26 protein-coding genes and 1 tRNA gene are annotated in these 24091 nt (G+C 61.8%); 17 read left to right on the top strand and 10 right to left on the bottom strand.

The annotated features are described in order from the left end of the window. The 3 genes from VMH22_12560 to VMH22_12550 all read right to left on the bottom strand — a co-directional run. Positions 1-720, bottom strand: a 720-nt coding sequence (locus VMH22_12560) for a dTDP-glucose 4,6-dehydratase (protein ID HTW92524.1), incomplete at its 3' end; no start/stop codon positions are given. Further along, a complete protein-coding gene (locus tag VMH22_12555) occupies positions 717-1241 on the bottom strand; it encodes a dTDP-4-dehydrorhamnose 3,5-epimerase family protein (protein HTW92523.1) in 525 nt (174 codons plus the stop codon). The genes VMH22_12555 and VMH22_12560, both read right to left, overlap by 4 nt. A gap of 12 nt (positions 1242-1253) precedes the next feature. After that, positions 1254-1976, bottom strand: a complete 723-nt coding sequence (locus VMH22_12550) for a sugar phosphate nucleotidyltransferase (GenBank protein HTW92522.1) — start codon at positions 1974-1976, stop codon at positions 1254-1256. A 294-nt stretch (positions 1977-2270) separates the two neighbouring features. On the opposite strand from VMH22_12550, the gene VMH22_12545 reads away from it, so the two are divergent. The 4 genes from VMH22_12545 (at position 2271) to VMH22_12530 (ending at position 5076) form a co-directional block, all read left to right on the top strand. Next, positions 2271-3035 carry a hypothetical protein gene (locus VMH22_12545; protein ID HTW92521.1) on the top strand — a complete coding sequence of 255 codons (765 nt, stop codon included), beginning with the start codon at positions 2271-2273 and terminating at the stop codon, positions 3033-3035. A gap of 86 nt (positions 3036-3121) precedes the next feature. Beyond that, complete coding sequence (locus VMH22_12540; GenBank protein HTW92520.1) at positions 3122-3499, top strand: hypothetical protein; 378 nt, start codon at positions 3122-3124, stop codon at positions 3497-3499. A 46-nt stretch (positions 3500-3545) separates the two neighbouring features. Continuing rightward, positions 3546-4238, top strand: a complete 693-nt coding sequence (locus tag VMH22_12535; GenBank protein HTW92519.1) for a hypothetical protein — start codon at positions 3546-3548, stop codon at positions 4236-4238. After that, a complete protein-coding gene (locus tag VMH22_12530) occupies positions 4228-5076 on the top strand; it encodes a metallophosphoesterase (GenBank protein HTW92518.1) in 849 nt (282 codons plus the stop codon). The genes VMH22_12535 and VMH22_12530 overlap by 11 nt, the downstream gene beginning before the upstream one ends. A 125-nt stretch (positions 5077-5201) precedes the next feature. On the opposite strand, the gene VMH22_12525 is transcribed toward VMH22_12530, so the two are convergent. Then, positions 5202-6926 carry a DUF885 domain-containing protein gene (locus VMH22_12525; protein ID HTW92517.1) on the bottom strand — a complete coding sequence of 575 codons (1725 nt, stop codon included), beginning with the start codon at positions 6924-6926 and terminating at the stop codon, positions 5202-5204. 138 nt (positions 6927-7064) lie between these two features. After that, positions 7065-7811 carry a hypothetical protein gene (locus VMH22_12520; protein ID HTW92516.1) on the bottom strand — a complete coding sequence of 249 codons (747 nt, stop codon included), beginning with the start codon at positions 7809-7811 and terminating at the stop codon, positions 7065-7067. A gap of 356 nt (positions 7812-8167) precedes the next feature. On the opposite strand from VMH22_12520, the gene VMH22_12515 reads away from it, so the two are divergent. The 4 genes from VMH22_12515 (at position 8168) to VMH22_12500 (ending at position 12635) form a co-directional block, all read left to right on the top strand. After that, positions 8168-9358, top strand: coding sequence for a serpin family protein (locus tag VMH22_12515; GenBank protein ID HTW92515.1), 1191 nt, complete (start codon positions 8168-8170; stop codon positions 9356-9358). Positions 9359-9481: 123 nt separating this feature from the next. Beyond that, entirely contained in the window at positions 9482-10231 is a 750-nt protein-coding gene (locus VMH22_12510; protein HTW92514.1) for a hypothetical protein, read from the top strand. A gap of 184 nt (positions 10232-10415) precedes the next feature. Further along, positions 10416-12029, top strand: a complete 1614-nt coding sequence (locus tag VMH22_12505; GenBank protein ID HTW92513.1) for a hypothetical protein — start codon at positions 10416-10418, stop codon at positions 12027-12029. An 18-nt stretch (positions 12030-12047) separates the two neighbouring features. Next, on the top strand, positions 12048-12635 hold the full coding sequence (locus tag VMH22_12500) for a YbhB/YbcL family Raf kinase inhibitor-like protein (GenBank protein ID HTW92512.1): 588 nt from the start codon (positions 12048-12050) through the stop codon (positions 12633-12635). A 363-nt stretch (positions 12636-12998) separates the two neighbouring features. Here VMH22_12500 and VMH22_12495 read toward each other — a convergent pair whose 3' ends face one another. Then, positions 12999-13187 (bottom strand): hypothetical protein, encoded by a 189-nt coding sequence (locus VMH22_12495; protein HTW92511.1) that lies wholly within the window; start codon positions 13185-13187, stop codon positions 12999-13001. Between the two features lie 183 nt (positions 13188-13370). Between VMH22_12495 and VMH22_12490 the strand changes: the two genes are divergently transcribed. Then, positions 13371-13883, top strand: coding sequence for a hypothetical protein (locus VMH22_12490; protein ID HTW92510.1), 513 nt, complete (start codon positions 13371-13373; stop codon positions 13881-13883). Continuing rightward, positions 13880-14263: a hypothetical protein gene (locus VMH22_12485; GenBank protein HTW92509.1), complete on the top strand. Its 384-nt coding sequence runs from the start codon at positions 13880-13882 to the stop codon at positions 14261-14263. Before VMH22_12490 ends, VMH22_12485 begins: the two co-directional genes overlap by 4 nt. Positions 14264-14367: 104 nt before the next feature. On the opposite strand, the gene VMH22_12480 is transcribed toward VMH22_12485, so the two are convergent. The 4 genes from VMH22_12480 to VMH22_12465 all read right to left on the bottom strand — a co-directional run bounded on the left by VMH22_12480 (position 14368) and on the right by VMH22_12465 (position 20408). Beyond that, positions 14368-15372, bottom strand: coding sequence for an MBL fold metallo-hydrolase (locus tag VMH22_12480; protein HTW92508.1), 1005 nt, complete (start codon positions 15370-15372; stop codon positions 14368-14370). A 6-nt stretch (positions 15373-15378) separates the two neighbouring features. Further along, positions 15379-16038, bottom strand: coding sequence for a hypothetical protein (locus VMH22_12475; protein HTW92507.1), 660 nt, complete (start codon positions 16036-16038; stop codon positions 15379-15381). Further along, the gene (locus VMH22_12470) at positions 16035-18203 is read right to left on the bottom strand and encodes a sensor histidine kinase (protein HTW92506.1); all 2169 of its coding nucleotides are present in this window, start codon (positions 18201-18203) and stop codon (positions 16035-16037) included. Before VMH22_12470 ends, VMH22_12475 begins: the two co-directional genes overlap by 4 nt. A 1887-nt stretch (positions 18204-20090) precedes the next feature. Then, complete coding sequence (locus VMH22_12465) at positions 20091-20408, bottom strand: hypothetical protein (GenBank protein HTW92505.1); 318 nt, start codon at positions 20406-20408, stop codon at positions 20091-20093. Between the two features lie 190 nt (positions 20409-20598). Between VMH22_12465 and VMH22_12460 the strand changes: the two genes are divergently transcribed. The 7 genes from VMH22_12460 to VMH22_12430 form a co-directional block, all read left to right on the top strand. Further along, complete coding sequence (locus VMH22_12460) at positions 20599-21261, top strand: hypothetical protein (protein ID HTW92504.1); 663 nt, start codon at positions 20599-20601, stop codon at positions 21259-21261. A gap of 107 nt (positions 21262-21368) precedes the next feature. Further along, positions 21369-21441 (top strand) — tRNA-Trp (locus VMH22_12455). 9 nt (positions 21442-21450) lie between these two features. Further along, the gene (rpsJ, locus tag VMH22_12450) at positions 21451-21777 is read left to right on the top strand and encodes a 30S ribosomal protein S10 (GenBank protein ID HTW92503.1); all 327 of its coding nucleotides are present in this window, start codon (positions 21451-21453) and stop codon (positions 21775-21777) included. Positions 21778-21999: 222 nt separating this feature from the next. Further along, positions 22000-22188, top strand: coding sequence for a hypothetical protein (locus tag VMH22_12445; protein ID HTW92502.1), 189 nt, complete (start codon positions 22000-22002; stop codon positions 22186-22188). 56 nt (positions 22189-22244) lie between these two features. After that, positions 22245-23189 carry a hypothetical protein gene (locus VMH22_12440; protein ID HTW92501.1) on the top strand — a complete coding sequence of 315 codons (945 nt, stop codon included), beginning with the start codon at positions 22245-22247 and terminating at the stop codon, positions 23187-23189. Between the two features lie 9 nt (positions 23190-23198). Then, positions 23199-23495 carry a co-chaperone GroES gene (locus tag VMH22_12435; protein HTW92500.1) on the top strand — a complete coding sequence of 99 codons (297 nt, stop codon included), beginning with the start codon at positions 23199-23201 and terminating at the stop codon, positions 23493-23495. An 11-nt stretch (positions 23496-23506) separates the two neighbouring features. Beyond that, a partial coding sequence (locus VMH22_12430; protein HTW92499.1) for a TCP-1/cpn60 chaperonin family protein occupies positions 23507-24091 on the top strand: 585 nt, incomplete at its 3' end.

The following is a 24091-nucleotide window of genomic DNA, read 5'->3' as shown; positions in this document are numbered from 1 at the left end:
GCCGCCGATGTTGTAGGCTTCGCCCGGCCGGCCTCGTTCGAGCACGAGCGCGATTCCCCGGCAGCAGTCGTCGACGTGCAGCCAGTCACGGACGTTCTCTCCCCGGCCGTAAACCGGTACTTTGCGGCCTTCGACGAGGTTCGTGACCATCACCGGCACGAACTTCTCCGGGAACTGGTACGGGCCGTAGTTGTTGGATGGCCGGACTACCAGCACGGGCAGGCGATGGGTTTCCCAATAGGCCTGCGCCAGGAGGTCGCCCGCAGCTTTGGACGCGGCGTAGGGCGAGCGCGGCCGCAGCGGCGTTGTCTCCGTGAACACGCCTTCCTTGCCGAGCGCACCGTAGACTTCGTCGGTCGATACGTGGACGAACCGCCCGACCCCGACCTGGCGCGCAACGTCGAGCAGGACTTGCGTGCCGAGGACGTTGGTGGCAATGAACGGCGCGGCGTCGGCGATTGACCGGTCAACGTGGCTCTCGGCCGCGAAGTGGACGACGGCTTCAGCCCCGGCCATGGCTTCCTTCACCTTGGCTGGGTCCTCGATGCGCCCGTCAATGAACCGGTATCGGGCGTCGCCTTCGAACTCCTGCAGATTCGCCCGGTTGCCGGCATAGGTCAGCGCATCGAGATTGACGACTTCGTCGTCGGTGCCGGCCAGGCGACGGCGGATGAAGTTGGAGCCGATGAACCCGCACCCGCCGGTTACTAGGAGTTTCACTTCTGCTCCAGCTTGAAACGGCTTTGCGGGTCATTCTCGTAGCGGATTTCGTCCACCGCTTCTTTCCGGCCGGGCCCTTTGTAAAGACGGTTGGGGAAATTGAGCACCCAGCCGTCAACGTCGCCGACATTGCGATAGGCGTGGACCACGCCGGGCGGGACGAGGAGCGTTGCGGGTCGGTTGGCGCCGAGCGTGAACGTCTCGCGCATTCCCTGCGTCGGCGAGCCGGGGCGGTCGTCCCAGAGCGTTACTTCAAAGTCGGACGGCCCGGGGAAGGCGAAGAGGTCGGTTTGTTCGCGGTGCGCGTGGGGACCGCGGGCAACGCCCGGCCGGGTCATCGAGAGGTAGGCCATCACCGGCTCCGCCTGCGCCATGCCGGCCGCCTCCAGCACGTCGGCGCGGAAGAGCTCCGCCAGCCATCCGCGCGAGTCGACCGCGCAGGACATGAGCTCGACCTGCACGCCGGGAAATGATGAGCCGGGAGTACCGGTCGCGGGCGAAGGAGTGGGTTGGTCTTTCACTTCGGCCGCGACCTAGCCCCTGCCCTCGCCGCGGACCAGCGAGGCCGCGCGGTGCAGGGACTCGAACGTCCCCGCATCGGTCCACCATCCCTTCAGGACGTCGAAGGTCATCGTTCCCTGCCGGATGTAGGCGTTGTTCACGTCGGTGATCTCGAGCTCGCCGCGCGCCGACCGGACGCACGTCTGGATGATATCGAACACCTTCGCATCGTACATGTAGATGCCCGTTACCGCCAGGTTGGTCCTGGGACGGGCCGGCTTCTCTTCGATGCCCTTGACCCGGGCGCCATCCAGTTCGGCCACGCCGAAGCGGCCCGGGTCGTCAACCGCCTTGAGCAGGATTTTGGCGCCCTGAGCCTGGGACGTGAACGACCGCACGAACGGCGTGACGTCGTCTTCGAAGAGGTTGTCACCGAGAATCACCACGACCCGGTCGCCCTCGGCAAAGTCCCGGGCCAGCGCGAGGGCCTCGGCGATGCCGCCCTCCCCTTCCTGATAAACGTAGTGCAGGTGCGAAAGCCCGAAGTCCTTGCCGTTCCGCAGCAGGCGCAGAAAATCTCCGGCGCTGTTGCCTCCGGTCACGACCATGATGTCGCGGATGTCGGCCTGCACCAGTTTCTGGATCGGGTAATAGACCATCGGCCGGTCGAAAACCGGCAGCAGGTGCTTGTTGGTGATTCGGGTCAGGGGGAGCAGCCGGGTTCCCAGTCCGCCGGCGAGGACAATGCCTTTCATGGCCGGGCGGGAGCGCTTGAGGAAGCGGGTCGATCCGCGGATTGGGCGGGTGGAGGTATCAGCATCTTCGACTCTGCCGCTGCGTCATCGGGGCCGGTCTCGTTCTTTCATCGCTGCCGTGGTCTAGTCCGGATGATAGGGGCAGAGCAACGGGATGTCAAGCGGCAGCCTGTGACTTTGTTGACACGCCGGGGGCGGCCTTCTATGCTGTGCCGCCCTGGTTCGAATTGCAGGGCCAGGGATATATGTGGTCTGCCTCGAACTTGCCCGGCGCCGCGTCGCGCCGGAGGAGGTATGATGGTATCGGATGACTACGTCCGTTCGATTCTGGCCAGGTATGACCTGCCGACCGGCGGCGATTCGCCGGCCGAGCTTGCCGCCGCCGAGCTGATGGGCCCGATAACCGAGTGGGCCGGACGGTTCCTCTCGGGCATAACCTTCTGCGGGTCGTATGCCAAAGGAACGCGTGTCAAGGGCGCCACCGATATCGACATCCTGGTGTCGCTCGGGCCGCGGACCCCGCTTGACACCGATAAGCTGTACGAGCGGCTGTTCGAAGCCCTGAAAGGCAAGGGTTACAAGCCGACCCGCCAGTCCGTTGCGATCGGCCTGCAGTATCACGGGCTGGAGGTACAGGTTATCCCGGCCCGCCAGGAGTGGGGCGGAGCAAACGACCACCGGATATACGAGACCGCGCACCAGCGGGTGATACGGACCAATTTCGACGCCCATCTCAAATTCACTCAGGAAGCGGACGCCTGCGATGAAATCCGCCTGACGAAGATCTGGCGCAACCTGCACAGCGTCCGTCTGCCTTCGTTCTGCCTCGAACTGGCGGTCATCGACGCGCTGCACCGCCGGCCGCGCCACCAGCCCGGCGCCAACATGGAGTTCGTGCTGCGGTACTTAAAGGACACGCTGCCCAACGCTCCGATTCGGGACCCGGCCAACTTCGAGAACCGCGTGTCGGACGACCTCATGCGGCACGAGAAGATAGCGATTGCCGACGCCGCGGACGCGAGCCTGAAGCAGAGCGACTGGAGCAAAGTCATCTGGTAGCCGGGCCGGACCCGGACCGCATCGCGCGTGCGCGACGCGCTCAGCGTCGGCACGTCGAGAAGGCAACCGCGTGGTCGCGTCATCGGTTGGCCGCAGCCGCGCAGGCGGCGACCGGCTACCCGGCCAGGGCCTACAACCGGCTCGAAGCGAGGCTGGCGAAGATGCTCGATGGGGCCGGCGTGGACTACCGATGGCAGTTCCCGCTCGGGCCGTACGCCTACGATTTCCTGCTGCCTGACCGGTTGCTGGTCGAAGTCCACGGAACGTACTGGCACGCCGATCCGCGCGTCTACGAGGGCAAGGCCCTGACCCCGGACCAGCGCCGCAACCGGTTGCACGACATCGACAAGAAGCTCTTCGCCGCCGAACAGGGTTACCGACTGAAGGTTGTCTGGGAAGCGGACCTCACCCGACGCGGGATTACGCTTGCCGACCTGCTCGACGTCGGCACGTCCAAGGTATGAAGCGCAACTCTTGAATACCGTTTCGGGTGTCGTATCCTCACGACGAATGAAGAGGCTCCTGACGCTGGTGGTTCTGTTCGCGGCCACGGCGCGTGCGGCTGTCGTCGGATCTGCCGCGATTGGGTATCGCGGTGAGCCGGGAGTTGAGTCGGAGATGCAGGCAGTCCTCCAAGCCGACATCACGCCGGTCCGGTTCTTCAAAGTCGATGCCGGACTCTCACTCAATCTCTTCCAGAATAATGGCCTCGGGGCTGCTCACCTGGGACTGGCGGCAGAGGTCTACAGTCCCGCTCACTTGACGCTGAGGCTTGCGGGCCAGCACCAGCAATGGACCGACTGGCAGGCAGGGGAGAACCGCTTGCTCGTCGTGTTCGAAGCCGGGCCGCTGTACGGGCTCGACGCCGGCGCCGGACTGGTCCGCCGCGTGCCGGTTTTCGGCGACAGATACTCGTCGCCGCTGGTCTGGAGCAGCGACGCGGCCGAGTGGAATTTCCTGTACCGGCTGCGGTGGAAGTTCATCCAGCGTGAGAACTGGTGGATCAGGGCCGGTCTCTCCAGCTATGATCGGTTCACGGCCCACAATCCTCAGCAGTTCCCGCTCGAGGCCGACGGCGCATACCGGCTGAGGGACGGCCTGGAACTCGCCGGCCTCGTTTCGACCGCAATCGTCGGCTATTCGGGCGGGCTGGCCTCGTTCCACGATCTCGATTTGAGTGTCGGAGTAAGACATGACTTCTAGACGACTCTTCCTGCTGGGCAGCGCCGTTCTGCTCGCTCTGTGCGCGTGCAAGTGGGATCTCTGGGGTATTGTCACGCGGCCGAACGTGGAAGACCGCGTGAGGGAGAATCTCAGCGGCGACCCGCCGGCACCTGGGCCGGTCGCCGTGAAGCCGGATTCGTTCCGCTTCGCGGTCTTCGGCGACCCGCAAATCCAGCATGACAACGTTAACCGGCTTGGGAAGTTCAAGCAGGAAGTCGCGGCCCGGTCTATCGACTTCTTCTGCGCGCTCGGGGACCTGACCAACGACGCGACTGGGGATGAAGTGGACAGCATCAAGTCCGACCTCGACCGCGTCGGCATTCCCTACTACGCCACCATCGGCAACCACGACCTGTTCCAGGCCGACGGCTGGGAACGGTTCAAACAGAACTACGGACCAAGCTGCTACTCGGTCGTCATCGCCGGCCGCATCAAACTGATATTCCTCGACACCGCGGACGGCACTGTCGGTCCCACCCAGTTCGACTGGCTAGAGACCGAGCTGCAGGACAGCGCCCACGTCAAGATAGTCCTCACGCATTTCCCGGTCTATGACGGTGATAAGCCCATGATGTGGCGGCTGGCGAGTGATGCGGAGCGCGTGAAGGTCCAGGGCCTGCTGGAGAAGTATGGCGCATACGCCTGGTGTGCGGGTCACACGCACGGCCTGCGTCACATGCAGGTCGGAGCGGTGCAACACTTTACCTGCGGCGCGATGGCGCCGGATGGGGTCGGACTCGACTACGGTAACCCCGGGTTTCTGCTGTTCACCTTCGTCCGCGACTCCCTGTCGTGGCAGTTCGTCGAGCTGAACTAGCCACAGCTCCTGCGGCGGGCGACTGGGCCGAGGGATAACAGGTGCACGTCCGAAAAACGGGGGCTGTACCTTCGCAGCGCGGAGGTGCGTGGGGCAAGCTCAGGGGCAGTCGCCGTTCCCCGTTCTTACTCTGACAGCAGCTTCCGACGAATCAGGCTGACCGGGATCGACCCTTCAGTCAGCACGCGGTCGTGGAAGTCCTTCAGCGAGAAGCGGTCGCCCATCTTCCGGCGGTACGCCTCCCTCAGCGCCAGCAACTGGGTCTTTCCCACCAGATAGCTCATCGGTTGGCTCGGGGAGAGGCAATAGCGCCTCACCTCGGCCTTGAAGAATGCGGTGTCGGGTCCGAGCTTCGCCACCATGAACCGCCACGCATCGTCGTAGCTCATCCGGCCGGTGTGGAGGCCTGCGTCGACGATGATACGCGCGGCCCTGAACTTGACCCCGCCCAGCCAGCGCAATGCCGGAAAAGAGTCGGGCGGATACAAGCCCTGCTCGACCACCATCTGCTCGCAGTAGAGCGCCCAGCCTTCAATCAGGCAGGTATTGGACTGGAGCTTGCGGATGAAAGAGGGATTGTGATTGGCGATGGAAATCTGCAAGTGGTGACCGGGCAGGCCCTCGTGTACGATGCCGCCGCGGTAGCCGTGTCGGCGGCCGGCGTTGTAGTACCGGATGCGCTGGGCTGAATCGAGCCGGTCCGGCAGCGGCGGGATGTACATGTAGCCGACCGGCACGCTGTCGAGCGGGGCCGCGCCCTCCATCGCGATGCCCGGAATCACCCGGCGCAGGAATGGCGGCGTCTCGACGACGCGCACGGGGCCGACCCAGGCCGGCACCGTGGCATAGCCGCTCTGCTCGACCCAGGCACGCATCGAGTCGACCTCGGCCTGCTCGTCGGCAAGAATGTCCTGTTTGGAGAACCCGGGCGGGGCCGGTTCGTCCTCAGGCGGCTGGAGAGGGTGGCGGCTTATGCTTGCCGATTCCTGCGCGTGCAGTGCTTTCATGGTCGAGTCGGTCTGAGCGAGCAGGTTCTCACCCATGAGCAGCAGCGAGTCGGAGTCGAAGTCGAGGAACTCATCGGTCGCCAACAGGTAGTCGAAGTTCGTCTTTCCCATCGCGAAGCTGTCCTTGAGCCCGGGGAGCGCCGTCTCAAGCTCGGTACGCCAGGCTCGCACCGAGGCAGCAGCCCGGTCCGCATCAGCAGCAAGCCGCGCGGAGAGGTCCGGGACCTGCCTGCCGATCTCGGTTGCGCTCTCCCGGAAGAAGTCCTCGGCGTCCTTCAGTTCGTCAATCGCCGCTTCGGCGTAGAGCTTCGGCGGCGACTTGATGTTGGCGCGGGCCTGTTTGATGAAACGCGGAACATCTTCAAGGCGTGCGGCCGCGCGCCGGGCGCGGTCCGGCAGCGGCGCGAAGTCGCGGAGCAGCACGTAGTATACGCCCCCGATGCACTCGTCCGAGTAGAACTGAGGGTTGCACTCAAGCAGTCTGACACGGTCCAGCCAGAAGAGTTCCACCTTCAGGTTTGAGATGAGCAGTAGCCGGTCGATGCGGTCGTCGATCGACAGACGGAGCGTGTCGAGGCTATCGAGTCGCGCGAGGAAGCGGTTGAGCCGCAGCCTGAACGTGGCGACGCGGGCCGGCGAATAGTCGCCGAGCCTCCCGTCGAATTCGTGGAACCCGGAACAGGTCGCGTTCACCGGGTGGAACTCCCAGAGCACGCGATAGGCCTGTCGGCCGAGTGAGTCGAGCTCGGAGTGGGCCGACAGCGGGCCGAGGGCAAGCGCAGCCGTCGCGAGCGTGGCGACGAGAAGCGCGCCTGATATCTTCTGGTTCGAAGGTCGGAACATCACAGCCTCCAGTCAGTGTCTACCCGGAACATGCTGAGAAAGTATCGACGAGAGAGGGATGCTGTCAAGCCGGAGGCGTGCCGACGTCAAGCGATCGACGGGTTGGGATGGCCGGTTCCTGATCGGCGTGGGCGCAGGTCAGGATCGTTCTGACCGGGGTCGGTGGAGCGCTGCCAGCATGCTGTCGGCCTCGGGCTTGTCATTCAGCAAGTACGCCGCTTCGTACAGCGGGCTCTTGCATTCAAGCACATCCTGCAACCGGGTGCGTGCCTCCGAATAGCGCCCCTCCTTTGCGTCCAGCCGGGCCAGCTCCACTCCCAGCAACGTGAAGTTCGGGGCGTGACGAAGGCCGGTCTCGAAGTAAAGCCGCGAGCGCACGTAGCTGCCGCCGGCGACCAGCGGCAGGTCGCGATAGAGCATCCCCAGTACGGCGTAGGGGAAAACGAAGCTGGAGTCGAGTTCGACCGTGCGCTCCATTTCCCGTACAACTGCCGGCAGGGCCAACATCGCCTCGGGAATGCCCTGGACGAGCATGCGCTCGCCGTGAGCCGCAGCCCACCAGAAATGGCCGGCGGGGTCCTCCGGGAAGCGCGTCCGCAGGGTTTCCGCCCCCAGTTCAGCCAGCCGGTAGTAGTGCTCTCTTTCGACATTCGTTCGGCTGTCGTCGCCCATCTCTACGTTGACCTGCGCCCACAGGGAGAGTCCCTTCTCGTTGTCCGGGGCGAGGCTGTGTACGGCGGCCGCCAGATACCATGCCGAATCCGTGTAAGCGGAATCAACGTACCGGTGGTCGAACATGTACTGGGCATGGGCCATCGTATTGTCGACGACGTTGCCGGCCCTGGCTATCCCGGCCGCCAGCAGCAAGGCGAAAACGGCCGTCATGCCGAGGCGACAAATGCTGCAAGACGTCAGTTTATGAGGTACAAGTCATGATACTGCCGCTTCGGCACCGGTTCAACCGTGGTCCGAAGTGCCACGTCGCAGAGAAGTCCAATAGTCCGTGATGAAGCCTCAATTCCCAAGCGCCAATGGCCATTCGATGGGGAAATACCCAGAGGGCAAACCAGGTAGCCTTGGGGCTTTGTTCATTGGGACTTGATTGGGAATTGGTGCTTGGTCATCGGGGCTTGCAGCTTGGTCTTCCATCGGCCCGGAATACCCGCCCCCTCCCAAGGGTAAGTTGACTTTGACAAGCAATGCCATACCGGCTACCCTGTTCCAGAACCATTGGAGGCACCATGAACCTATTGCTCACCGCCGTTCTTTTCTGCTCGGCCGCACCCGCCGCCCAGCCCGCTGTCGTCCGCACCGCCGAGCTGGTCGAGGCCGATAACAAGTTCGGGCTCCAGCTCTTCGACCACATCACCGCGGCCAGACCGCAGGAGAACGTTTTCATCTCGCCGTTGAGCATCGCGCTCGCGCTGCAGATGACTGCGCACGGCTCAGCCGGATTGACCTGGAAAGCCATGGCCGGGGCGATGAACCTGTCCGGGCTCTCCCGGTCCGAGGTCGCGGCCGGCAACCAGAAACTCCGCGCGGATTTGGTGAGCGCCGACAAAAGCGTGCGCCTGGACATCGCCAACTCGCTCTGGCTGCGTGTGGGCGTAAAGCTGCAGAAGCAGTTCGGCGGCGACTGCAGCAACTACTACAGTGCCGAGGTCGCGTCGCTGGACTTCTCCCGGCCCGACGCGGTGAACACCATCAACGACTGGGTGGCGCAGAACACCGGCGGCCGTATCAAACAGATTGTCAGCGAGCTGACGCCGGAGGAGTTTCTCGTTCTCGTCAACGCCATCTACTTCAAGGGAACCTGGACCAGGGAATTCGACAAGGGGCTGACCGCTCCGCGCGACTTCTACGGGATCACGGGCGCCGCGCAGCGCCTGATGATGAACCGGGAGGACCGGTTCCGCTACAAAGCGGACGACGCCATGCAGGCCGTCGTGCTGCCCTACGGCGACGGCCGGCTCAACCTGTACGTCTTCCTGCCGCGCGACAAGCAGGGCCTTCCCAAGCTCATCTCCTCCCTCCTCACTCCTCCCTCCTCACTTCTATTCGCGGGATTCAACGAGAAGAAAGGCACGGTTACACTGCCCCGGTTCAGAATTGAGTTCGAACAGGACCTGAACGACGCGCTCACGAAGCTCGGCATGGGGCTTGCATTCACGCCCGGCGCCGACTTCTCGGCCATGGTTGCCCCGCCCATGACCGCAGCCATCAGCGATGTGCTGCACAAGACATTCGTCGAGGTGAACGAAGAAGGAACCGAAGCCGCCGCAGTAACCGGAGTCAAGATGATGATGACCGCGATGCCGCGGCCGGAGGAGAAATTCTCCTTTGTCTGCGACCACCCATTCCTCTGCGCCATCCGCGACGACGTAACTGGCTCGGTCCTCTTCCTCGGCGCTATCTACGACCCGAAGCAGTAGCGGAAAACGGGGGCTGTCCCGCCCAAATGGGGACCGTACCGCGCTGAGTCCGACGCAAGCGCTCCGTGGGACTGTCCCCATTTGGTCCTCAGCGGGACTGTCCCCAGTTTTCCACTAGGCCACTTGACCACTGAACGACTCTATACTACCTCGACCGCGGAGCTGGAACGGAGGCTGAGAGCCTACGCTACTCTTATCATCAGCCTCTGGTGCGGCATCGCCCTGTCCTCAATCGACTACCTCTTCTCGGCCCCGGTCATCTGGTTCATCTGCCTGGCAGGACTGGCCCTCTGCCTTATGCTGTCCCGGCTCGCGCTCGCCAGGTCACTTCGGAACTACTCCCAGCTTGAACTACGCCTGAGCGAATCCAGCATCGAGCGAACTCGAGGGGATACGTCCGAGAGCTACCAGTTCGCGAGCGTAATCGGGCTGAGGATTGTGCGAACTACGCGCAAGGCTACCAGAGAAATCACGGCCACGTTTAGCAATGGCCGGCGGCTCAGCATGAACGCGGTCGAGGACTTCGGACGATTCGAACAGGAACTGCGAAGCCGTCTGCCGACGAACGTCAGCATCACCGAGGCGAAGGAGCCGATTGACTACGACCATCCTATGTTCTACGCAGTCTTCGGCGCCATCACCGGCCTTGCGTTCACGCTGGCGGTTCGGGCGATGTCCGGATTGAGCGAGGAAGGCCTTGGGTGGGCCTCACTCGGGATTGCCGGCTACGCCTTCATCCTGGGAGCCTGGGTGCTGGTCTCCAGACCTTTGTCCCAGCGGTACGGCCCCAAGAGCCGCTTTGGTGACTTCGTCCTCGGCCTGTTCGCCCTCCTGGCCGGTGCGTTCCTGGCTGCGCGCTCGCTCCTTCACTAGCCCGCGCCTGTCGACTATCTGCTGGCGTCTATCCAGAATCTGGGGTGTGCGAGCGGGCGTGACTCGGTCGCGGTCTGAATCTATCTGGCAGCACCTCACAACCTGTCCTGAGTCAAGCCTTCCGGATTCCTGGGAGCCGGGCGTCACCGCAAGTTTTCGTCCCGGAACGGCATCAAAAGAGGCGATGAACAAACTAAGAAGCACGATTCTATGCGGCATGATGATAGTCACGGCCTTGTTGGCAACGACTCCGGCCCAGCCTGAGCAAGGCAACAGGCCGCAGGCGCCGGGCGAGCAGCAGACGCTGACCGACCAGCAGAAGGCAACGGTCAAATCCATCCTCTCGAAATACGACAAATCCTCGCTCACGGCTGATGACGCCCGGGTCATCAATGACTCGTTCCGCGCTGCCGGCCTGCACGCTGGGCCGGGCCTGCACGACGCCATAGAGGAAGCCGGGTTCGATCCGGAGGCGATCCACAAACTCGCCCCGCCGCCAAACACAAAGGATGAATCGGGAAGGGATGAAGGCGGAAGGCAGATGCTCGGACCGGGTGGAAGTCAAAACCCAAAAGCCACAAGCCAAGACGCAAAACCGCAGATGGCGGATAGCGAAGGGCGAGAGGCGAAGGGCGGGCAGGGTGGGTATTCGCTGGAGCAGGCGACGTCGGACCGGGCGCAGTTGACCACGATTGCCTTTGATGGACTGGCGTTCATGACCGGGGATATGGCGTGCAACACGTTCCTGCCGCCGGGCAAGGTCTCGGACTTCTTCGGGTTCCAGTACATGCGCGACGTCGATGCCGGCGAGCTGGGACACAACACGTCGTTCCTGACCCGTATTGCGAACAACATGCTGGCAATCCTGAACGACAAGCAGAAGCAGCAACTCGTATCACTGGCCAAGGAACAGGAACCGGGAATCAGCGAACTCGCCTACAAGCGCTTCCCGCTCATCAAGGCGTTTTCGCGGCTGCGGGACGGGGATTTGCCGGCCGGCGCAACCGGGCTGGACAGGGCAGCGGTCATGAAGTACTCGGCAGACCTCTACGCCGCGAGTGGCCGGCTTGCCTATCGTCGGGCTCAGGTGCTGGGGAGCATAGTCCGGTCGTTCGATGCGAAACAGAAGGCCGCATTGAAAAAGCTGGCCTTTGGCGACTCCCGCACGTGGCCCGAAACCGGCGACCAGATTGACAAGCAGAGCCTTTCCCATACCGCGAACGTGGCGGTGATGACCTATGCCAGCGAACTCTTCAGTTGGTACGCCGGATCGGTTGACGGCGACGCCTACTTCTGTCCTGAGGGCCACGGCACCTATTTCGGTTCGTTCTACATGAAGGACATGCCGGCAATGGGCAACCCCAACTACTCAATCAGCACCACGATTACCGGCAACAGCGGCGAGCAGTTCCTTGCTGCCCTGTCCGAGCCGCAGCGGAAGCTGATTACCGGGCTCGTGGACAGCCAGCGCCAGGACCTTAGTGAAATCGTCAGCCGACGGCGGGCCATCGCGACGCTGCTGCGGCAATTCATGACCGGGGACACAGTGGACCGGGACCAGGTGGTACTCCTTGCCCGGCTGTACGGCAAGCTGGACGGCGAGATATCGTATCTCTACGCCACGGCATTCGCGGACGTGTACAAGACGCTGACCAGCGAACAGAAGAGCGCGCTCGCGAAGCTGCGCGGCGGGGTCAGCAGCACGAACCAGGGAGCGTTCCTGTACTCGCAGCCCGTCGCGATGCCGGCGATCCCGAACACCGACTTCCTGTTCCAAACGCCCGACGACGACGACTGAAAACCGACAGGAGGAATCATGAACTGGAAGGCCATCGCAATCATCGTGAGCCTGCTCTGCGTGGCTTGCTCGGCCAGGCAGACTGGGACCTTCACGCTCCGTAGCAGCGTGGTCGCCGAGGGCGACACGCTGCCGATTGAATACACCGGCTTCGGCGCGGGCGCGACCCTCCCGCTCGAGTGGAGCGGCGCTCCGACCGCGACCGCAAGCTACGCCCTGATAATGCACCACGTGGCCTCGCCGACCGACATCCACTGGTACTGGGTCCTGTACAACATCCCGCCCGACGTCGAGAGCCTGCCCAAGAACGTGACCGGCGTCGGCAAGCTGGGAAACAACAGCGTCAACGGCCGGATGGAATTCACGCCGCCCCATTCCAAGGGCCCCGGACCCAAGACCTACACCCTCACGCTTTACGCCCTGTCGCAGAAGCCGGCCATCACGGTCGCGGATTCGCTGGTGAACCGGGCCGTGATGCTCGACGCCATCAAAGACATCACGCTCGACAGCGCGATGCTCCACGTGGTCTATTCGCGGCCCGACTCGCCTCAAGCCGCAAGTTCCCCGACTTCGCCGGGTCGAACCTGTAGAACGCAGTATCGTTGATACCGGACGCGGACTTCCTGTTCGTGCAGTAGAGAGGCCGTCCTGCCTTCAGGGTGTGAAACCGGACGGGCGGGCAAAGTTCCGCCCGCCCGAGTTTGCCTGGCGCCATCGCCTGGGCGATAATTGTGTCGAATGACTCACGCCACGGCCGAACCAGACCGCGGCCGCTCTTCTGCGTTCTCATGTCGGCTCCTGACTGCTGCATTGTCCATTGCTCGCCATTCGACCGCTCGATTCCTCTCCCCAAAGCTCCCCTGAAAGCTCGCCGGAAAGCTCCTTAGAAAGTTCCTCCGAGAGCTTGGTCGGAAGCTTGGTCGAGAGCTTGCTTCAAAGCTCATTTTGTCGCTTGGCGCATTGCTCAGTTCAGACCTCAGCCTGTCCCTCGCTCTTGATCTTGGCCTCAATCTCAACCTCTTCCTCGCTCTGAGCCTCGGCCTCTTCCTCGCCCTCGACCTTAGCCTTAACCTCAATCTCTTCTTGGTTCTGAACCTTAGCCTTAACCTTAGCCTGCTCCTTCCTCAATAGCCGCCCCCCAGGCAGTCCCTCCTTCACCCACTGGATGGGAAATCGGATTCTTTTTGGCAAATCGGGCTTCGAGGACTACATAACTATATGAGGGCAGAGGAAAGTGCTCCTGTGGTCTGGTGCTCCAGTGTGCGAGTGCGCGGGAAACACAGACCGGGACCACGGCCGATGCCCCAAGTCGAAAACACCTAACGGCAAAGGAGATGCTGTATGAATAGCCTGCTCGAACCGGTTGAACTCAACCGGGAAACAACCCAAACGCTGGACGAGATTCGCTCCGGCGCTGACAACCCCCTGCTTGGCTCGGGTGCGGCCGATGCCGAGGAGAAGATCTACCACTCGGTCCTGCCGCTCATTGAGGGCGCGGGGCTGCCGAACCACTATGTCATCCACTATCGGTGGTTTCTACGCGAGGTCGCGAAACTCTGGCGGACGCGAACCGGTCGCGACCTTGCCTTCCACCTTGAACTCGCCATCCGCAAGTGGATCGGACTCGGACTGGAGTCGCGCACGCTCCAGTTCCTTGTGAGCGAATCGCACCAACGTCTGAAGGCCGGAGGAGCTTCAACCGCAAGCCCCGCGCCATCAATCGCGGCCACCGCTCCAGCCGTCGGGACCAAGCCGGCAGATGCTGACGCCAAGCCAACGGCCCCGGAGAACGTGACCGACTCGGGTGACAACGCGTCGGCCCAGGACAGCGATTGGCTGGACGGTCTGGCATGATGCCGTCAGAGCGATTCCGAGACATCGCGGTCGAGATTGCGTGGCATCGCTACGCCGCCTCGCTCCGGCAGGGTTCGACTCCCTGCCGGGCGGACGGCGACTCAGACAGTCAAAACAGCAACTACCGCGACGCCGCGATTCGGTCCGAGATGCGATACGAGCAAGTCAAGAAGGTGTTGAACGACCTTGGCGTCTCACCATGCCAATTCGTCGCCTACCGCGGCTTCGGGTTACACGTGGACAAGTTGTTCCGCGAATACTCAGGGGAAACGCTCCGCGCCCGCCTCCTCGACGCCATCCAACGGTGGCAATCCTACGGCTGCAGGGCGGAAGTGCTGACTGCGGTTAGTGACCAGGTATTTGGACTGAGCCCGTTCTGATCTGACGGCTGCCGGAGATGTCTGTCGTCAGTCAGGCCCGCTGCCGCTAGCTGCTGACGGCCGAACTCGGACGCCGCCATGCGTCCGACACAAACACCTGGGCGCTATGGACGCTTTGTGCAGAGAGCTGTGGGCGCGGCCCGAGCGATGAATTCTCTGTGCGTAGCCTTGTCAGGCTTCACATGCGGTGGGAAATGCGCGAGGTCCACTTCGATGGTGCCGGCGCAGCATCCACGCGCAGCCCTGCCGCGAGCATGGTGGTCGCGTGTGTGGGGCGGATCCGTAGTAGGTACTGTGCGAGCGCAGTGCTCAGATAACTGGGTGCACACTATTCTGACGCCCCTGTGGTTCCTCCGTATTGCCGCCACGACTGTTGGATTCGGCGTGTCGTGCTCGCCGCGTCCGATTGAGAAGACAACAACAGATGGTTTGACTAGCCTACAGACCTCTGCTGCGAACCTGGCCGGATCCGTCGTTCCTGGCAGTCCTCCGTGATGCGGAAAGACAAGGATGTGTGCCCGAGTGGGGCGATTGCTTCTCGCGAGGTTGGTCAATCCCGTCTGGTCGATATCACCTGCAAGAAAGGCCATCGGTCTTCCGTTCTTCACAAGCCTCACGACGGCGCTAGTGGAGTTCGTCGCAATCCTGCGTCTGGCCCTGTCCTTGGAGCCCGGTCCCCTCGCGGCTAGGTACTGGCTGGGTGCGACGATCTGGATTCTCACGTCACCTTGGTCGAATCGCCCGGTGTCTAGGTCGTATGCGGTGAGCGAGGTTTGAAACTTGAGTTTCCCTTCACAGTGAGCCTTGTCAAGCGTATAGAGTAAGTCATTCCACAGCTGAGTATCCTTGCACGAGTCAGGGTTCAGGGCGACGGACCCGATCTCAAAGCTCTCGCACGCCACCAAGGCCAGAAGTCCGGCGATGTGATCCTCGTCTGCGTGCGAGATGAGCACGACCTCCACCTTCTTGATGCCGAGTTTCTGAAGAAAGAGCTTCGCGTGGTTCCTGGGGCCTGCGTCCACGAGGACAACGCCTCGTTCGTCGACCAGCACCGAGCAGTTGCCGTGTCCAACATCTACGAAGTACAGCTTCGGATCGTAGTTGGCCATCGGTCCCTAGCCCCGGTATTCGAAGTCCGACAAGTAGAGGTCCCCGGGCGTCTCGGCGCCGATGTTGACCTTGGCGAAGAAACGTGCGTCCGGTCTGAGGAAACGTCTGAGGGAGAGGCGTACTATGTCCACGGGGAACCTGACAACCTGCCGAGTATCCCACCCGGGTACGATGGCGAAGGCGATCCGCTGCTTCGACCCCATGTCGACAGCGGCAATGCGCACCAAGGTCTGGACCGGTTCCCTTTGGGGTGAGTACTCGTTTCTGAACTCCCTTATGCACGCCTCCCAGCCTCGAACTATGGCGTCCGTGTCCGCCGCCGAGGTCACGAGAGCGGGGATATAACGGCGATATCGGCGGAACTCATCCGGCTCGGCGTCGCTAAATGCGGTACACAACACGGAGGGGACGTAACTCCTGTACAGCCGCGGGAAAGCTCTTGCGCCCTGGAACGAAGCATAGCCGTGAGACTTGAGGCGGTGGTCACACACAACGGCATGGAACTCGCTCACCATCCTGCTAACGAAATCGGACAGTGGCCCCACGGATGTGATCTTGGTAGGTTTCAGGTTCATGTCAGCGATTATCTCAGCTGTGCTCTCGCGGACGCGACGGTCATCGTCGACAACGGCTACTTTCGATATCTCCTTGCCAGCTATTCTCATCGTCGTACCTCCTTTGCGGAGACAGGTAGGAATACCGTGAATTCCGCGCCGCCCATGCGACCCCTTGACCGCGCTTCCACGCTGCCGCCGAGGTCTACGACCGCATCGCGGACAATTGTGAGTCCGAGTCCGGTTCCGTTCTTCTTGGTCGTCACACCAGGAAGCCACACATCTTCTGGGGACACGCGTCGAAGCCCCGGGCCGTTGTCCTGGATGCTTAGCTCGACACCGGCCTCCATGAGTTTTGTTTCGACTCGGATTTGGGCCTTTCCTCGGGGCAAGTTCTCCAGCCAGTATATGCTGTTGTTGAGCAGGTTCGCGACGATGGACTCTACTGCGGCTTCGCTTGACTCCACTGTTACATCGCCGCACGCAAGCGTCAGATCCAAAGTCAGGTCACGTTCTTCCATGAATGGTGCGTAGGCTTGCGCAACCGCTCTGACAACCGTGTCCACTGGCACATCCTGTGGGCGCCGCTTCTCGCTGTCGATCAGACTGAGGGTCACCGACCCCAAGACCTTCAGCGCTTTTGTGGCGGCCTTTGCGCGCTCCACTGCTGGTGCAAGAACCGAGGCGTAGTCACGGACGACGGACTGGGCTCTATTCGCGATCGTGTTGATGGAGTTTTCGAGCACCTTCAAGGGGTTACCCGTCGACTCATGCGCAAATGTGGCCGCGGTGATTCCGGCCGTGCTCAGGGTCCGATACAGTTGCACTTCCTTACGGAGCGTTGCCGTTTCCGAATCCCGCGCGCGCTCATACGAAGCGAGAGAACGTTGGATGGTCGCACGCGTGCCTGACGGGACACTTGACAGGGCCGCCTCCAGCACTTCCTTCGCCTTGGCGGACGTGAATCTTGCCTCGGCTCTAGTTCTCTGTCGGCGTTTCTCGGCATCTCTCAGACGAAGACGAGCCATCCACTCTAGCGAGTCTGTGGCAAAACGAGATAACTCGGAGAATGCATCGCTCTCGATGAATCCCGACCGATCCGTCTTCTGGACCAGCAGATTCCCCGTTTCTTCTACCATGACTCTGCCGATGCTGTTGTTGGTGGAGGGACGTTCTTCCGGGCTGCGGACGCGCGAGAGGTTCATGTCGAGCCAGTCGTTCCCAGAGTTGCCGTATGGGTTCACGCGTAACCCGTTGTGATACAGGTGAACGCCACCGAAGCGTCGAAGCCACTCTTTCACGGCGGCAGGCGCAGATCTGTGGACTCCAAACGAGGCTCGTTTCAAAAGGAACATCCAGAGTTCGAACGTGGCAGGTGGACAATGGTATGCTATCTGCCCATCGCTACCCGCGATCTCCGAATGCCGGCCTCGGTAGACTAGGTGTCCCCGCCAGTCCACGACTTTGGCACTGACCCTGCCTAGCTTGTTGACCTTCGCCACGAGCCGGAGGTCAGCCTGGCTGAAGTACCCGCGCTCCACGAGTCGCTCCATCTCCCCATATTCCGGAGCATCCAGAATGGGACGGAACCCGCTTTTCTCGGGACCAAACGGAGACGACAGCAGAATCAGGGATCTAGCCAAGGCCTCGACTTCCTTCTCGCTCAACGCCTGTCTCAGACCGGCAAGTCGGATGACAGTGCCTTTGTTTTGAGTAGTTCCCGTGAGCGTCCTCTCTACAGTCAGCGTGACTTCGTCGGCCAGCTCTACTGAATCGAATCTCGCCCAGTCGATATCAAGCCGGTAGGCAACACCTGGTTGGCTGGCCGGGAAGCTCAGCAACGACGCCCGGCGACCCATGCGCATTGCCGCCAGTCGACCTAGACCCTTGCTTCCGGCCGGTATCCGCCCTCTCTTCGTACGCTCGTTGGCGTCTTTGCGTGACCGGCCCAGGACGAGCCAGCCGTCCTGTATCTCGCCGCCGTCCATTCCCTGGCCATCGTCCATGATGACTACGTCTCCGCCCGGCCGAGCCGTGTCGGTCAGCTGAACGGTGCAGGTCGACGCGTCGGCATCGTATGCGTTCTTCACAAGCTCCAGGATGCTCTGGTCTGGCCCCGCGTTCAGTTCCTCGCCCAGTCGCCATATGATTTCCTTTGAGAACTTGAAAGTCGCCAGATGTTTGGCTTGAACGTCTGCGTCGAGGGAGTAGTGGTCCGGGCGATCGCCAGTAGACCTATACTGTCGTTGACCGGCTGTACCGCGATCTTCAATCATCCCGTGCAGTGTGATGATCTGTGCGAGCGAGCCTGACCCGATCGCGAGACCGGCGTGCACCGGATCCGACGGAACGGCGTGAGCGGCAGTTCTCGTACGGCTTCGACGGTTAGATGCCGGCATCGGATACGCTGGTTGAGCCATGCGTCAGTTCTGCTGGTTCGCAACTGTCGGACCAAGGCCAAACAGCTTCCCATGCTGCGGTCCAGCGGCGTCAACACAAGCAAGTGGTTCTCTACAGCCACTGGGGAATTGCCCCTCACTACCGTCGGTACCGCACGGTGTGAGTCATCAGGTCTGGAATTGCGTCTGACCGCCACGAATGGTGGTCTTAGCAACTTGCCCGAGAACCTGCGGAGCTTGGAGGCGTTGCGCACCATTCCCCATCGAGGTAGCGAGTTCGTGTCGAAGTACGGACACGCAGGTCCTCTATGAGGTTCTCTGTAGTCAACAACTGGCCCAACACGTACGGCGAACCTGTCGCCTACAGTGCCCCCTCGTTGACTCGTGCTTGGGTGACTATGCCATCCGACACCCTCGCCACCTGTGGCGCTTCCCACACGTAGCATGACCGAGAATACGTTAACGTCGGTCCACTCATCGAAACGGCCGAACGTCTGTATCTGGCCGATGCGCGCTCGCGCCGATATTACTTGCTGCCATTTTCGGTAACGAGCTCCGGCTCGGAGTACGTCAGGCAAGATCGCGAGCATGTCTGTGCCGGCGCTGGCGTTCATCGCGCAGTGCTCGGCGAACACGGCCGCCATGGATACACGACCGCTTGACCACGAGCATCCAGCTGGCGCGGCAGTCGCGAAGAAGGGAGGATTGACCACTATCACATTCGATTGCCCGTATACGCCAGTTGCTCGCAGAGCATCCCCGACCATCACGCGCTGGAAGAGTTGGTCTGGACGCGCAGAGGCAGGTTTCCGCCATTGACGGCGGGTCAACGCCGCCAGAATCAGTCGGGATCTGGCGGCACGGATGAACTCGGGATGTATGTCAAACCCGGACAGAAGGTCACTCCAGAGTCTCAGCGTGGAATCCAAATCCCGTCCCAGTGGTGCGTGTTGCACACACGCAAGAAGGAGGTCGCCGGCTCCGCAGGCAGGATCAAGACAACGGGCACCGGATGCAAGCGTGTTTGCAAGGGGGGCAACCGCTCGCGCCGATAGCTCACTTCCCGTGAAGAAGGCACCGTACCGTCTTCGCGTACGCAGGGGGATTTCAGTGCGGAGCACGGCCGCAGCCCTTCCGTTTAGCGAGGCAATGATCCGCGAGTTTGTGGCCGCCGAGCAAGGAGCCCGCAGTGTTCGCCTGACCAGTGTCTCGACTTCTTCCACGTACGAGAGGTATCCCTGCATGGCACTGCGGGAGAGAGCCAGCCGTGCATCGTTGCCAGCTTCGAACTGCGGCCGCATCGACTGTCTCTTCGTGCGAGGCTCCATGTGTACCCCGCGTGGCAGCAAAGTCACACTGGTAGGATAGCGATTGGCGGCGGACAGTCAAATCGCGGCTGGCGTGCGCCAGGTCAGCCTTGGCAAATGCGCGGACGCTCGACGACATCGGCGCGGGTTGCGAGCCTCACGGCAGGTGAACGGCCACGGCCAAACACGTCGGGGTTATTGCCGGAAATCGGCCCGGGGTCAGGCCGCGGCCGATTTGGCGGCGGTGCTGGTTGCCTCTTGCCCGTGCGGTTGGAACCTGTGCGATCTGCCGTGTCCGACTCGTAGCCGGTCTTGGCGCGTGACGCGTGCGCGATGCACGGTCCAGCTTCGGCTCTCCACTTGGTTATGGACGGAATGCTGGGCCAAGCGCTGGCCACGCATGGCCTTAGCCGAAAACCACGCGCCTATTGTCATACCGACCATTTCTGTCGTATCATTATTGTGGGGCTCCGCCCCCATGCGCGTTTGCTATCCTGCGAGGAGGCACATTGTGATTACGTTCAAACCTGGGAACCTGCGTGTTCCCAAGTTCCAGCGGCCGGTGTACGTGGTTGCGGCCGGCACGACCGACTACCGCAAGCACTATCCGGAATACAAGCTGGAAGAGCTGACGATGATGGCCTTCAAGATGATGCTTGAGGAGAACGACCTCAAGCTGAGTCCACTCGAAGTGAAAGGTCTCATCAGTCTGGCGGTGTACGGCGACTTCGCCGACCACTTCCAGGACCAGTTGCTCTGCGAGGCCAAGGTGCACGACTACCTCGGACTCGACCCATTGCCCAGCGTCAGCGTCAAGACCGGCGGCGCCGACGGGCGCCAGCGCTCTTATGCCGTTCCATTCGGTATCTGCTCAGACAACTATCGCGCTAAGGATTTTGCCTCGAAGGACTCGGCCGCCTTCGAGTGTTCCGATTGGCCCGCGGCCGAACAAAGGAGCCAGTGCTATGGCCAGGAAAGTTGCGCGTTCTCAGAAACCGGAGTCGATTTCGTTCGCTGCCGAGATGAAGCGTCTGTCTCGCGGAGTTTCCGCGAAGCCGGACGTCCCGGTGCTGACGCCGGAAATGATGACATACGAGGATTTCGTGGAGTTGTTCCGACCAGGAGTGGTCGCGATCATTCGGTACCGCCGTGGCGACCTGGTCGACCCGGAAGCCCGAGTAGACGATGCCTTCCTATACCTGTACCCGAAGTGGGACACCTATTACTATTGCCATCTGGACAAGGCTGGCAGCCACCTGTACACGAAAGCTATCCAGAAGGCCACGGACGAATGGCGGAAACTCCAGCGCGAGAAGACCGATTCCCTGGAATCGCTGTCTGTGTTCAAGGAACCGTCCATCGAGGGTCCGGCACCGGAGTGGGCCAGGAAGGTGAAAGCCGACCTGATCAAGCTGTGGCGCAGCCGGCTGTGGGATATGCTGAACGGCATCCCGCGTCTGCAGCGGTTCGCTGTGATACTGTTCTGTCTGAAAGGTCGCAACTACAACTATATCGTCAGGAAGCTCGGTCTCAGAACTAAGAGACAAGCCCGCTACGCGGTCTTCTCCGGTCTGGTGATGCTCGCCGTGCGCCTCAAAGAAGTTCGTCCTCCGGAGGCACCAAAGTAACCACATGTCCCGCCTCGTCACCAACCTCAACATGACTGATGCCTTGAGCCGGTTGCAGGAATGCGTCCAACGCGGTCAACGGCTGCCGGCTCACAAGGAGGTATGATAGGCCATTTGCTCTAACGGCAGAGCGGCGGACTCCAAATCCGTAGGTTGGGGGTTCAAATCCCTCCTGGCCTGAAGCTAACCATGACGTGCTCACATCGAGAAGACCGCCTCAAGACAAGCGCAGCGAAGATCAGTGTAAAGCGCATGGCGTGCGACCACCGAATCTTTAACCAGAGCGTCAAGGATATCGTTGACGTCGCGAGGCGTAGCGGAATCCGGACCTCAGCCAAGCGTACGCTCTCCATGGTGCTCCGTTCGCCTAACGTCGACAAGAAGTCCCGCGAGCAGTTCGCACTCAGGACGCACAAACGCCTGATTGAGACCAGCAACCCCACAGCGGAATGGATAGACGCCATGATGACGCTTGAAGTGCCGGCTGGCGTCAAACTGGAGATCAAGCGAGCATGAAGTGCATCGCCGACATGACCGAGGGTGTTCCGTCCGAGGTACATGGCAACTCGGCCGTGGTAATCAGGGGGATCGCCTATCACTCGGCCATGGTTGAGCCCGGCTTTGTGTTTGTAGCGGTCGAAGGATTCAAGATCCCGAACGAGCACTACGTCGGTGGTGCGGTCAATCATGGCTCTGTCACTCCGGCCGTGGACACCAAGAAGCGCGTAGCCATCCCGAATGATTCCCAGCTGCGCCTACTCGGGAATCGCTCGGCCGACCTACTGCGGCAAGACCGGGAGAGCCCAGAAGAAGACGCTGGTTTTGCTACTGCTCTCCGTCGTGATGCCATCCGTGCTCGCCTTGCTGCGCATGGCCGTCGTCCTGCTGCTGGTCATGCTCGTGCTGCACTCCGCGGGGCATCCATAGGCAAAGAGACGTGTAAAACCAGCCGAGACTTCATCCTCGGTCTTGGCAGGGCTGGCGTGGCTGTGGTGGCCTTCCTGCTTAAGAAGGGCGAAATCATCACCGGCACGAACGGCAAGGCCAAGACCGTGCACAGGTCTGGCTTGATGGCGCACCTGATGGAGGATACTCCGGGCCGGGCGGCAACGGAAGGGACAGCTGGCGCTTTCACCAACCTCACCCAGGCCCATCTCTTCTTCTACCATCCTTATCATCTTCTTGGGAAACCTCTCGCATGCAGTGGATTGAAAACGAAGCTGTTCTCTAAGACGCTGTCGACCGCCACCGCGGTCGGAAACTCCGACGACGATAGTGACCGTGGCGTCCCGCCCCGCGCGCGGGCACGGGTCATCTCGTACGGCACGAGGCCGGAGGTGGAGCTGAACAGCACCAACAAGCCGTGGTCCTTCACGGAAGTGGCCTATACCCGCACGCCCGACGCGCCTTGGCAAACGTTGCATTCGGCCAGAGAGTGGTCGAGCGGCATGATGGTGGCGAATCCGTACCATTCACTGGAGGACCGAGAAGTGGCGAGCCAGTCGGCACGAGCCGGAGCGACCTCGGTCTTCGGCTGCGGCGGCGACCGTGACCGCAACAAACGTCCGCTGATGGGCGAGACATACTGGCAGTTCGTTAGCAGAATGTGTGTGTCTGGGGAGTACAACCATTCCTTGCGACGGGACGCGACGCCGAACACGGTTGAGGTATACGATCCGGCCTACGGCATGTGGATTGCAGCGCGGACAGCACCGTCGTGTGACAACAGCGCCTGGGCCTGGTTCGCCACCACCGTCAACGGCAAGGTCTACTGCGTAGGTAGCCATCTCCAGTGGGGCAGCACACCGCATTCCTTTGGCACGGTCGCCAACACTCGGATGTGTAGGATCGAGACGCCGACGGCGCGCGGAGAGCGGTACGCCCGGCGAGTGAATTACGGTCTTGAACCAGAACTCACAATGTCTTAAGGAGGAGTTATGAAGATACGACCGCTACAGGACAGAATCCTAGTCGAGCGCATCGAAGAGGAAGTCAAGAAGGGTGGAATCATTATTCCCGATTCCGCCAAGGAAAAGCCCCAGCAGGGTAAGGTGATCGCCGCCGGTCCGGGCAAGGTTGACGAGAAGGGCAACCGAGTCCCGATGGAAGTCAAGAAGGGCGATACCATCCTGTTCGGGAAGTACTCGGGCAACGAGATACGCATCGGCGAGGAAGAGCATCTCATCATGCGCGAGGACGACGTACTCGCAGTGATCGAGAAGGAAAGCAAGTAGGAGGAGCGAGCATGCCTGCCAAAGATTTGAGATTCGAAGACGAAGCAAGGCGAGCCATTCTCCGTGGCGCCCAGCAACTGGCGCACGCGGTGAAGGTGACCCTCGGACCGCGCGGCCACAATGTCATCATCGACAAGAAGTGGGGCGCGCCGACCGTAACGAAGGACGGCGTGACCGTGGCCAAGGAAGTCGAGCTTGAGGACAAGTTCGAGAACATGGGCGCCCAGATGATCAAGGAAGTGGCGTCCAAGACTTCCGACGTTGCCGGCGACGGCACGACGACCGCGACGGTGCTGGCCGAGGCCATCTACCGCGAAGGCCTGAAGAACGTGACCGCCGGCGCCAATTCGATGGCGCTGAAGCGCGGCGTTGACTTGGCGGTCGAGACCGCAGTCGGCGAGTTGAAGAAGATGTCGAAGAAGACCACCGGCCGCGAGGAGATCATGCAGGTCGCGGCCATCTCCGCCAACAACGACAAGGAGATCGGTAAGCTCATCGCCGATGCGATGGAGAAGGTCGGCAAGGAAGGCGTGATCACGGTCGAAGAGGCGAAGTCGGTCGAGACGACGCTCGAGGTTGTGGAAGGTATGCAGTTC

The organism is bacterium (assembly GCA_035505375.1).
Taxonomy (GTDB): Bacteria; Hydrothermota; Tepidihabitantia; order Tepidihabitantales; family Tepidihabitantaceae; genus UBA2258.
The sequence above is the reverse complement of the archived record's forward strand: the minus strand, read 5'-3'. Positions and strand labels throughout refer to the sequence as shown.

Excerpts from the sequence above, each read along its gene's own strand:
- VMH22_12545 (HTW92521.1), top strand. The coding sequence starts at position 2,271 with ATGATGGTATCGGATGACTACGTCCGTTCGATTCTGGCCAGGTATGAC.
- VMH22_12505 (HTW92513.1), top strand. The coding sequence starts at position 10,416 with ATGAACAAACTAAGAAGCACGATTCTATGCGGCATGATGATAGTCACG.
- VMH22_12460 (HTW92504.1), top strand. The coding sequence starts at position 20,599 with ATGGCCAGGAAAGTTGCGCGTTCTCAGAAACCGGAGTCGATTTCGTTC.
- VMH22_12525 (HTW92517.1), bottom strand. The coding sequence starts at position 6,926 with ATGTTCCGACCTTCGAACCAGAAGATATCAGGCGCGCTTCTCGTCGCC.
- VMH22_12445 (HTW92502.1), top strand. The coding sequence starts at position 22,000 with ATGATTCCCAGCTGCGCCTACTCGGGAATCGCTCGGCCGACCTACTGC.
- VMH22_12435 (HTW92500.1), top strand. The coding sequence starts at position 23,199 with ATGAAGATACGACCGCTACAGGACAGAATCCTAGTCGAGCGCATCGAA.
- VMH22_12550 (HTW92522.1), bottom strand. The coding sequence starts at position 1,976 with ATGAAAGGCATTGTCCTCGCCGGCGGACTGGGAACCCGGCTGCTCCCC.
- VMH22_12530 (HTW92518.1), top strand. The coding sequence starts at position 4,228 with ATGACTTCTAGACGACTCTTCCTGCTGGGCAGCGCCGTTCTGCTCGCT.
- VMH22_12500 (HTW92512.1), top strand. The coding sequence starts at position 12,048 with ATGAACTGGAAGGCCATCGCAATCATCGTGAGCCTGCTCTGCGTGGCT.
- VMH22_12470 (HTW92506.1), bottom strand. The coding sequence starts at position 18,203 with ATGATTGAAGATCGCGGTACAGCCGGTCAACGACAGTATAGGTCTACT.
- VMH22_12515 (HTW92515.1), top strand. The coding sequence starts at position 8,168 with ATGAACCTATTGCTCACCGCCGTTCTTTTCTGCTCGGCCGCACCCGCC.
- VMH22_12535 (HTW92519.1), top strand. The coding sequence starts at position 3,546 with ATGAAGAGGCTCCTGACGCTGGTGGTTCTGTTCGCGGCCACGGCGCGT.
- VMH22_12480 (HTW92508.1), bottom strand. The coding sequence starts at position 15,372 with ATGGCCAACTACGATCCGAAGCTGTACTTCGTAGATGTTGGACACGGC.
- VMH22_12475 (HTW92507.1), bottom strand. The coding sequence starts at position 16,038 with ATGAGAATAGCTGGCAAGGAGATATCGAAAGTAGCCGTTGTCGACGAT.
- VMH22_12520 (HTW92516.1), bottom strand. The coding sequence starts at position 7,811 with ATGACGGCCGTTTTCGCCTTGCTGCTGGCGGCCGGGATAGCCAGGGCC.
- VMH22_12485 (HTW92509.1), top strand. The coding sequence starts at position 13,880 with ATGATGCCGTCAGAGCGATTCCGAGACATCGCGGTCGAGATTGCGTGG.
- rpsJ (HTW92503.1), top strand. The coding sequence starts at position 21,451 with ATGACGTGCTCACATCGAGAAGACCGCCTCAAGACAAGCGCAGCGAAG.
- VMH22_12490 (HTW92510.1), top strand. The coding sequence starts at position 13,371 with ATGAATAGCCTGCTCGAACCGGTTGAACTCAACCGGGAAACAACCCAA.